The organism is Natribacillus halophilus (assembly GCF_900100185.1).
GTDB classification, from domain to species: Bacteria; Bacillota; Bacilli; order Bacillales; family Marinococcaceae; genus Natribacillus; species Natribacillus halophilus.
The window spans coordinates 81,905-91,583 of record NZ_FNEN01000007.1; the positions used below are offsets into that span (position 1 = coordinate 81,905).

The window sequence follows — 9,679 nt, forward strand, 5'->3', positions numbered from 1 at the left end:
GAAGGTTAGGTGAGGGGTGTAAAACAGAAATGCTCGATGCAAAAACGAGATGGCATGTACACGAAAGGGACGAAGACGCCAGCGCATTGGCCGCCGCGCTTCAGGTGACGGAACGAACCGCTCATCTCCTTTGTCGCCGTGGACTTAGACAAGAAGACGAGGCACGCGCTTTTTTACATACCAATCCAGCGGTGATGCACGACCCTTTCTTACTGGCAGGCATGGAAGCGGCGGTTAACCGCATGTCCCGTGCCATCTCCGAAAATGAAAAGATCGTCGTCTTCGGCGACTATGATGTCGATGGTGTTTCCAGCACAGCACTCATGTGTGAAACACTGGCAAAACTGGGTGCGGACTATGACTACTATATTCCCAATCGATTTACAGAAGGGTATGGCCTGAACAGTATGGCTTTACAACGGCTGCACGAAGATGGTGCCAGGCTTGTGATCACAGTCGATACAGGCATCTCCTCCCAGAGCCCCGTCGATGATGGCAACGAGATGGGTCTTGACGTGATCGTCACCGATCACCATGAGGCACCGCCGGAACTGCCCGCTGCCAATGCCATCATCAATCCGAAAAGACAAGATTGCCCGTATCCTTTTAAGGAATTGGCCGGGGTAGGGGTTGTGAGCAAACTGGCGCACGCCTTGCTCGGAGAATTTCCGCTGGATGGTTTGGATCTATTGGCGCTGGGGACGATCAGCGACCTCGTTCCCCTCGTCGATGAAAACCGGTTCTTCGCTCAATCGGGCTTACAAACGTTAGGTCATCTCGAACGCCCGGGTCTGCAGGCGTTAAAAGAATTATCCGGCATCTCAGGACCGCCTTTTTCCGCGGAAACGGTCGGATTTGGGTTTGGCCCGCGTCTCAATGCCGCCGGTCGCATGGACGCGGCCGGCCCCGCCGTGCAATTGCTGTTAACGGCGGATATGGAAAAAGCGCAGGCGCTCGCCGAGACGATTGATGGCTACAATCGCGAACGCCAGCAAACCGTCGATAACATGACCAAAGAGGCGCTTGTCCACCTGGAAGGCGCAGGGGATCACTGGGCGATTGTTGTGGCCGGGAGAGGGTGGAACTCGGGTGTGACCGGCATCGTGGCTTCCCGGCTTGTCGAAAAGTATTACCGGCCGACGATCGTCATTGCCCTCGATGAGGAAGGCAATGGCAAGGGTTCTGCCCGTAGCATTGAAGGGCTTGACCTCTATGACGCGCTTTCCCGCCACCGCCAGCTCTTTCAGAAATTTGGCGGACACCGAATGGCCGCGGGGTTATCCATCCATGAAGACGATATTTCGGCGCTCCGGGATGCCTTAAACGAAGAAGCGCAAAAGTCGCTCTCACCCGAAGATTTGGTACCGACGACAAACATTGAGCTGGAGCTGGACGTTGACGATATCAATGTTGATCTGCTTCGTGAAATCGAACAGTTGGCGCCGTTTGGCGTCGGAAATCCGAAGCCGCTCGTAACCATCGCGAATGTGCCGATTCAGCAAAAGCGCAAAATCGGAAGCGACAAAAACCATGTTAAAATGGCCGTTGGAGAACCCCAACGAACCCTGGATTGTATCGGCTTCCGCTTTGGCTATCTCGATGATGAGATTAACGGTGACGCGAACATTCACCTCGTCGGCACATTGGACATCAATGAATGGAAGGGGCAGGAAAAGCCGCAACTCGTCGTCAAGGATGTGGCTGTAAAAGAACGGCAATTGTTCGATGTGCGCGGACGCGAACGCTTACCGTCGCTCGTATCCGGCGATCGCCCCATGGCCGTTGTCATTTTTCAACCGGAACACGAAAAAGAAGCGATCGCCCAGGGTTTTTCGTCATCAGACGTTGTATGGGCCGGCGAGGAAAGCTTAACGACGGCCACCGATATATTTTTCTTTGATTTACCGAACCATTTGGCCGATCTTGAGCACTTTCTGACGAGCAACGAACGGTTTATTCGCTCGATCTATACCGGTTTTATGGAGAAAAGCAGTACGTTTTTTATGACGAAGCCCACGCGGGAAGCTTTTAAATGGTTTTATATTTATTTAAAAAAATACGCTCCTCTCCACCTCCACGATCATGAACCGACCATCACCCGCTATCAGGGCTGGTCGCGAGACACGATTCAATTCATGGTCCAGGTGTTTACGGAACTGGAATTCGTGAGTGTCCGCGACGGGCAGTTGACCGTCAACGATAAGCCGCTGAAACAGGACTTAAACGCGTCGCCGACCTTTTACAATTATGAAGAAAAACAAGACATTGAACAGACGTTGAAGTTTTCCAACTATCAAGCGTTAAAGCAATTTTTGTTTGCCTGTATGCCACTTGAAAAGAAACGAGTCGAGGTGCTAACCGATGGATTATAAACCATATATCGAAATTATCGAAGACTACCCGACCAAAGGTGTCCGCTTCAAGGATATTACCCCTCTCATGCAAAATGGGGAAGTATACAAAAAAGCGATCGAAGACATGGCAGAATATGCGAAAGCCAAGGATGTCGACGTGATCGCGGCGCCGGAGGCCCGCGGATTTGTCGTCGGTTGTCCGATGGCTTATGTATTGCAGAAGAGCTTTGTGCCCGTACGCAAAGCCGGCAAACTGCCACGGGAAGTGGTCGAAACGGATTATGGCCTTGAATACGGAAAAGCGAGTTTAGCGATTCATAAAGATGCGATCAAGGCGGGGAACCGCGTACTTATTACCGACGACCTGCTCGCGACAGGCGGCACGATCGAAGCGACGATTCAGCTTGTGGAAGAGCTCGGCGGTGAAGTTGTCGGCTGCGCGTTTTTAATTGAACTTGCCTATCTCGAACGGGGAGAGAAACTGAAAGCGTATGATGTTTACTCGCTCATGACTTATGAGTAAGCGTTGCCGGAGGGGGGGGCCTTTCATAGGCGTCCTTTCTTTTGTCTTTACAGGATTCGACTTTTTCTGGATAATAGATTAAATAAAGACTGTGAATAGGATAAAGGGTGATCCCATGACGAAAGAACAAGTGATGGAGAAAATAGGTGAATATCTTACTGAAGAGCAGGTTGCTTTTATTGAACGTGCCTATCTTTATGCCGAAGATGTTCATGAAGGGCAATATCGCAAATCAGGGGAACCGTATATTCATCATCCTGTTCAAGTCGCGGATATACTCGTCGAGTTGCAACTGGAGCCGGCAACGATTGCCAGTGCCTTTTTGCATGACGTCGTCGAAGATACAGAAGCCACCGTGGAAGAACTCAGGGAGTTGTTCGGCGAGGAAGTGTCCATGCTCGTCGATGGCGTGACGAAATTAAAGAAAATCAAATATAAATCGAAAGCGGAACAACAAGCCGAAAACCACCGGAAGATGATCGTGGCCATGGCGCGGGACATTCGCGTCATTATGATTAAACTGGCTGACCGCCTGCACAATATGCGCACGCTCAAGTATCTGGCTCCACATAAGCAAAAGCGCATTGCCAATGAGACTTTGGAGATATTTGCACCCCTGGCTCACCGCCTCGGGATTTCTACGATTAAGTGGGAACTGGAGGATATCGCTTTGCGTTACCTCGATCCCCAGCAGTTTTACCGCATCGTCAATCTTATGAAACAAAAACGCAATGAACGCGAGCAATATATTGAAGAAGTCATGGATGATATTCGCGAAAGTGTGAAAGATTTAAATGTCGAAGCGGATATATCAGGGCGACCGAAGCATATTTACAGCATCTATCGCAAAATGACGATCCAGAAAAAACAATTCAATGAAATCTATGATTTACTTGCGGTGCGCATTATCGTGAGAAACATCAAGGATTGTTATGGCGTGCTCGGTGTGATTCATACCCGCTGGAAACCGATGCCGGGCCGGTTTAAGGATTATATCGCCATGCCGAAAGCCAATATGTATCAATCGCTGCATACCACGGTTATAGGACCCAAGGGTGAACCGTTGGAGGTGCAAATCCGATCCGAGGAGATGCATCGCGTCGCCGAATACGGGGTGGCTGCCCATTGGGCCTACAAAGAAGGCAAAGCCCTCAATCAGCAGTCGCTCGGAAAACTCGACTGGTTCCGGGAGATTCTCGAGTGGCAAAATGACACTTCCAACGCGGAAGAATTTATGGAATCGCTGAAAATCGATTTATTTTCCGATATGGTGTTCGTGTTTACGCCGAGAGGCGATGTCATTGAATTGCCGCGCGGGTCGGTGCCGATTGATTTTGCCTACCGGATCCACACCGAAATCGGCAATCGTACGATCGGCGCGAAAGTGAACGGAAAGATGGTCCCCCTTGATTATAAACTGCAAACCGGGGATATCGTCGATATGATGACGTCCAAGCATTCGTATGGCCCTTCCCAGGATTGGTTGAAGCTGACACAAAGTTCCCATGCCAAAAATAAAATCAAACAGTTTTTCAAAAAAGAACGCCGGGAAGAAAACGTGCAAAAGGGACGGGAAGCGATTGAAAAAGAATTGCGCGCCCAGCACTTCAGCCCGAAGGAGATTCTGACGGAGGGTAACCTGCAGGAGGTCATGGCGAAATTCAGCTTTTCGGGCCAGGACGATATGTTCGCGGCTGTCGGTTATAACGGCATATCCGCCAAGCAAGTCGTCACAAGGCTGACCGAAAAGAAACGCAACGAAACCAAGGAGCTTGAGAAAAAAACGGTCACCGAAGCGATCAAGGATATCCCCAGCCCGGCCCAAACACGCCGCTCCAACACGGGGGTGCGTGTAAAAGGTGCGGACAACCTGCTCATTCGTCTCTCCAAATGCTGCAACCCGGTGCCCGGTGATGAGATTCGCGGCTTTATCACGAAAGGACGCGGCGTATCGGTTCATCGCGCCGACTGCCCGAATATCGCCAATACCGAAGAAAATAATCATCGTCTCATCGAGGTTGAATGGGAACCGGAACAGGAAAAGGCGAAAAGCTACAACGTTGATATCGAAGTCACCGGCTATGACCGTCGGGGACTCTTAAATGAAGTGTTGCATGTCGTCGCTGAATCGAAAACCAACATCAATGCGGTCAACGGCCGCGCGGGTAAAAACAAGATGGCCGTGATCGATATAACGATTGCCATCAATAACCTTGACCACTTACGGAAAGTGGTTGAAAAAATCAAGCGCCTGCCTGATATTTATTCCGTGCGCCGCGTACTGCATTAACTTTTGGTAAGGAGATACAGAAATGAAAGCATTACTACAACGAAGCAAACGAGCAGAAGTGCGCGTGGAGGACGCGGTTGTTGGTTCGATCGAGCACGGCTACGTCGTTTTTGTCGGGGTGAGCCACGAAGACAGCGAACAGGATGCCCGCTGGCTCGCGGATAAAGTGGCCAACCTGCGGCTGTTCGAAGATCATGATGGGAAGATGAACCTGTCTTTACTGGACGTTTCCGGGGCCGTTTTATCGGTGTCCCAATTTACTCTGTATGGCGACGCGAGAAAAGGGCGGCGACCCAGTTTTGTACATGCAGCCAAGCCGGATTATGCGGAGATGCTCTGCGAAACTTTCAATGAACGGCTGCGAGAGATCGGAGTGACTGTAGAAACCGGCCAATTCGGCGCGATGATGGATGTGGATTTTATTAACGACGGCCCGGTGACGCTGATGTTGGAATCGCCTTAGGGGTGGCAGATCTTTTACCATGGTTTGGTGACGCCATTGTCTGCAAGTATCGACCGGATTATGGCTTCACTATCCGCGGAGCCGTTGACATTTCACCCGTGAAACCGTATGATAATGGTCAACAACATATTAAACCGAGGATGAAGAAAAGTACGCGACCGCTTGTAGGCAGAGAGGAAGGAGCCGTGGCTGTGAGCCCTTCTGTACAATGTCGGGGAAAGACACTTCGGAGGTTTTTGATCGAACGTGAGGCTATTAATAGATCGAAACGTCGCGTGGGCGTTAACCGCGGTAAGCGGAAGTGATCGCTGCTACAAGCATCACTTCAATGTGGGTGGCACCGCGGGCTTAAGCTCGTCCCTCTGATTCATGTCAGGGGGATTTTTTATGTGTGACAGAAAAGTATAGAATGAGAGGGGTTTGAACATGAACATTAATATCCCAAGAGGTACCCAGGATGTCCTCCCTGAGCAAGCGGCGCATTGGCAATACGTCGAGGACATCGCCCGGGAGATCAGCCACAAGTATAATTACACGGAAATTCGCACACCGATATTTGAAGCGACGGAACTGTTTCAGCGCGGTGTCGGAGACACGACAGACATCGTGCAAAAAGAGATGTATACGTTTCAGGACCGCAGCGGGCGCTTGATCACGTTGCGACCGGAAGGAACGGCCCCTGTCGTTCGTTCTTACGTGGAAAATAAACTGCACGGTCATCCGCAACAACCATTGAAGCTTTATTATTTCGGGCCGATGTTTCGTTACGAACGTCCGGAATCGGGCCGTATGCGGCAATTTTATCAGTTCGGCATCGAAGCGATCGGAAGCGATGACCCGGCCATTGACGCAGAAGTCATCGCGATGGCGATGGATATTTACGAGGCGTGCGGATTGGATCGTTTAAAATTGGTGATTAATAGCCTAGGCGATAAAGAAAGCCGGACCGCCCACAAGAACGCGTTGATCAGCCATTTTTCCCCGCGCATTGCTGAGTTTTGCGAGGATTGTCAGGCACGGCTTGAACAAAACCCGTTGCGGATCCTGGATTGCAAGGTGGATCGTGATCACCCGTTACAGGAAACAGCTCCGGCGATTCTCGATTACTTGAACGAGGATTCGCAGCGTTATTTTGAAAAGGTGCAACGGTTGCTCACGCAGATGGAGATCCCGTTTGTCATCGATGCCAATCTCGTCCGCGGCCTCGATTACTACACGAACACATCGTTTGAGATCATGCTGGAAGAGCCCGAGTTCGGCGCGATCACAACCCTCACCGGCGGGGGGCGTTATGAAGGTTTGATCGAAGATTTGGGCGGCCCGTCTATTTCCGGCATTGGCTTTGGCCTGAGCATCGAGCGCTTGTTAATGGCGCTGGAAGCGCGGGGTGCTTTACCGGACGTCAATCGCGGCCTCGATGTGTATCTCGTTACCGTTGGAGATGTCGCCGCCGAGAAGGGGGCAGGCATATTAAGAGAGTTACGGGCCGAGGGCTTGAGTGCCGATAAAGATTATCTCGGAAAAAAAGTAAAAGCCCAGTTTAAGGCAGCGGATCGTTTACGCGCCGCGTATACCGCAATTCTCGGCGAAGAAGAGCTGGCGAGCGGCATGGTTAAACTTCGCGATATGTCTTCAGGTGAACAGGAAGATATCCCGATGAAAAGACTCGCTGCTCACGTGAGGCAATTGCAAAAATAAAAAAGGAGTATGAGCGATGACAGATTTAGGAAGAAGCCATTTTTGCGGCGAAATCACCGAAAACATGATAGGCGAAAACGTTCGCTTAAAAGGGTGGGCAAGAACACGGAGAGATTTGGGCCAGGTGATTTTTATCGACCTGGGTGACCAGAGTGGCATCGTCCAGACTGTGTTTAACCCGGACATCAGCGAAAAAGCCCTGAATATTGCCGATAACATCCGCGGCGAGTATGTGCTTGATGTGACCGGAAAAGTCGTCCGCCGGGATGAAGAAACGGTAAACGAAAAGATTGCGACCGGGACGGTAGAGGTGCGAGTGGAGGAAGTCACGATTTTGAACAAGGCGAAGCCTTTGCCTTTTCCCATGGATGAAGAGATCAACGTATCCGAAGATGTCCGGCTCTCGAACCGTTTTCTCGACTTACGCCGACCGCAAATGCAAGCCATCTTTCAGTTGCGGCATCAATTGACCCAGGAAGTGCGGACCTTTTTAAACGAGCATTTGTTCATGGAAATCGAAACACCGATGCTCACGAAAAGCACGCCGGAAGGCGCGAGGGACTATCTCGTCCCGAGTCGCGTCCACGAGCATGAATTTTTTGCCCTTCCGCAGTCCCCGCAACTTTTTAAACAGTTATTTATGGTCGCGGGCTTTGAACGTTATTACCAGATCGCCCGTTGTTTTCGCGATGAAGATCTGCGTGCGGACCGCCAACCGGAGTTTACGCAAATCGATATCGAAGCCTCGTTTATGAACACCGAGGAATTATTCGCCATGACCGAAAAGATGATGGCAAGGTTGTTAAAAGTGAGCCACCATCTCGACGTCACCACACCTTTCCCGCGCATGACGTATCATGAAGCGATGCATCGCTATGGCTCGGATAAACCCGATACACGCTTCGGCATGGAACTCGTCGAGCTTTCCGATATTGTCGCCGGCAGCGAGTTTCAGGTTTTTAAAAAGGCGCTTGCGAACAATGGCATCGTGAAAGGGTTAAACGCCAAAGGACAGGGCGACGTCATGTCGAGAAAAGAAATCGACGATCTCGCCGATTTTGCCGCTATTTACGGCGCGAAAGGGCTCGCGTGGCTCAAGGTCGATGAGGAGAAAACACTAAAAGGGCCGATCACGAAGTTCTTAAGCGAGGATGAACAAGCAAATATATTGAATGCCATGGCCGGAGAAAGCGGGGACTTGTTGCTGTTTGCGGCAGATGTACAGGAAGTGGTGTTCGATGTTTTAGGCGCCTTGCGCTTGAAATTCGGCAAGGAACTGAACCTGATCGACGAAGACGCTTTCCATTTTCTGTGGGTGACCGACTTTCCGCTCGTTGAATATGACAAGGATAGCGGCCGTTATGTCCCGCTTCACCATCCGTTCACACGTCCGATCGAGGAAGACGTCGATAAGGTGGAAACAGCGCCTGAAGATGTGACCGCGAATGCTTATGATCTCGTTTTAAACGGCTATGAGCTCGGCGGAGGCTCGCGGCGTATTCACGAACCGGAACTGCAAATGCAAATGTTTCGGTCACTCGGATTTAGCGAAGAGGAAGCAAAAGAAAAATTCGGCTTTCTCATTGATGCCCTTTCTTACGGTGCGCCCCCTCACGGAGGCATTGCCCTTGGCTTTGACCGCATCGTCATGATCCTCACCGGGGCTGACAACTTGCGTGAAGTGATCGCTTTTCCAAAAACAGCCAGTGCCAGCTGTTTATTAACGGAGGCACCCGGCACTGTCAGCGAGGAACAGTGGAAGGAACTGCATTTGAGTCCGAGGAAAAAAAAAGCGAACCCGTGAGGGGTTCGTTTTTTATTTTTGTTCGACTTCACGAAAAGCGGCAATAAAAGGTTCGGGGTCTGCAGTGATAAAATAGGAGCGAACACCCTGGGAAGTGTGCAAATAAAGAAAACCGACTTCATTTTCTTTATAACGGTAAGAAATGTCAAAGACTTTATCGATCGGGTACCTGTCATCATCGATGTCAATGCGGTCCCGATACAATTTCATCTCGGTATGATAATGTTCCGTATGTTTTTCAATGGCTCCGATTTTTTGCTCCATATGAGCAATCGGGTGTACGGCGATCGGTTGTTCGTCCATCGGTCATCCCTCCTGCCCCCATTATACCCGCCGTTTACTGAAATAAAAACAACCCTCTTGCGATTGGCGCTTTTCGAATAGAGGCTCCGGGGTTGCACCGCGCTTAAGAGGAACGATATAACCGATTTCATACCCCAAATGGCAGGCGAAACGCTCCGCGGGGTAAGATATGCCCGAAGTCATACCCCAAATGGCAGACGAAACGCTCCGCGGGGTATGATATGCCCGAAGTCATACCCCAAAT

At 50.6% G+C, this 9,679-nt stretch carries 7 protein-coding genes and 1 other annotated feature; of the genes, 6 read left to right on the forward strand and 1 reads right to left on the reverse strand.

The window, feature by feature from the left end; all coding sequences use genetic code 11:
- The first annotated feature begins 29 nt into the window (after window positions 1-29).
- The 6 genes from recJ (at window position 30) to aspS (ending at window position 9,132) form a co-directional block, all read left to right on the forward strand.
- Window positions 30-2,372, forward strand: coding sequence for a single-stranded-DNA-specific exonuclease RecJ (gene recJ, locus BLS58_RS09685; RefSeq protein ID WP_090398370.1), 2,343 nt, complete (start codon window positions 30-32; stop codon window positions 2,370-2,372).
- Window positions 2,362-2,877 carry an adenine phosphoribosyltransferase gene (locus BLS58_RS09690; RefSeq protein WP_090398372.1) on the forward strand — a complete coding sequence of 172 codons (516 nt, stop codon included), beginning with the start codon at window positions 2,362-2,364 and terminating at the stop codon, window positions 2,875-2,877. The genes recJ and BLS58_RS09690 overlap by 11 nt, the downstream gene beginning before the upstream one ends.
- A 115-nt stretch (window positions 2,878-2,992) precedes the next feature.
- Window positions 2,993-5,167 carry a RelA/SpoT family protein gene (locus tag BLS58_RS09695; RefSeq protein WP_090398374.1) on the forward strand — a complete coding sequence of 725 codons (2,175 nt, stop codon included), beginning with the start codon at window positions 2,993-2,995 and terminating at the stop codon, window positions 5,165-5,167.
- Between the two features lie 22 nt (window positions 5,168-5,189).
- Window positions 5,190-5,630 carry a D-aminoacyl-tRNA deacylase gene (gene dtd / locus BLS58_RS09700; protein WP_090398376.1) on the forward strand — a complete coding sequence of 147 codons (441 nt, stop codon included), beginning with the start codon at window positions 5,190-5,192 and terminating at the stop codon, window positions 5,628-5,630.
- A 128-nt stretch (window positions 5,631-5,758) separates the two neighbouring features.
- Window positions 5,759-5,995: a binding site (T-box leader), on the forward strand.
- 61 nt (window positions 5,996-6,056) lie between these two features.
- Complete coding sequence (gene hisS, locus BLS58_RS09705) at window positions 6,057-7,328, forward strand: histidine--tRNA ligase (protein WP_090398378.1); 1,272 nt, start codon at window positions 6,057-6,059, stop codon at window positions 7,326-7,328.
- 16 nt (window positions 7,329-7,344) lie between these two features.
- Window positions 7,345-9,132 (forward strand): aspartate--tRNA ligase, encoded by a 1,788-nt coding sequence (aspS, locus tag BLS58_RS09710; protein WP_090398380.1) that lies wholly within the window; start codon window positions 7,345-7,347, stop codon window positions 9,130-9,132.
- A gap of 12 nt (window positions 9,133-9,144) precedes the next feature.
- Here aspS and BLS58_RS09715 read toward each other — a convergent pair whose 3' ends face one another.
- A complete protein-coding gene (locus BLS58_RS09715) occupies window positions 9,145-9,435 on the reverse strand; it encodes a 3-isopropylmalate dehydratase (RefSeq protein ID WP_245723126.1) in 291 nt (96 codons plus the stop codon).
- Between the last annotated feature and the right edge of the window lie 244 nt (window positions 9,436-9,679).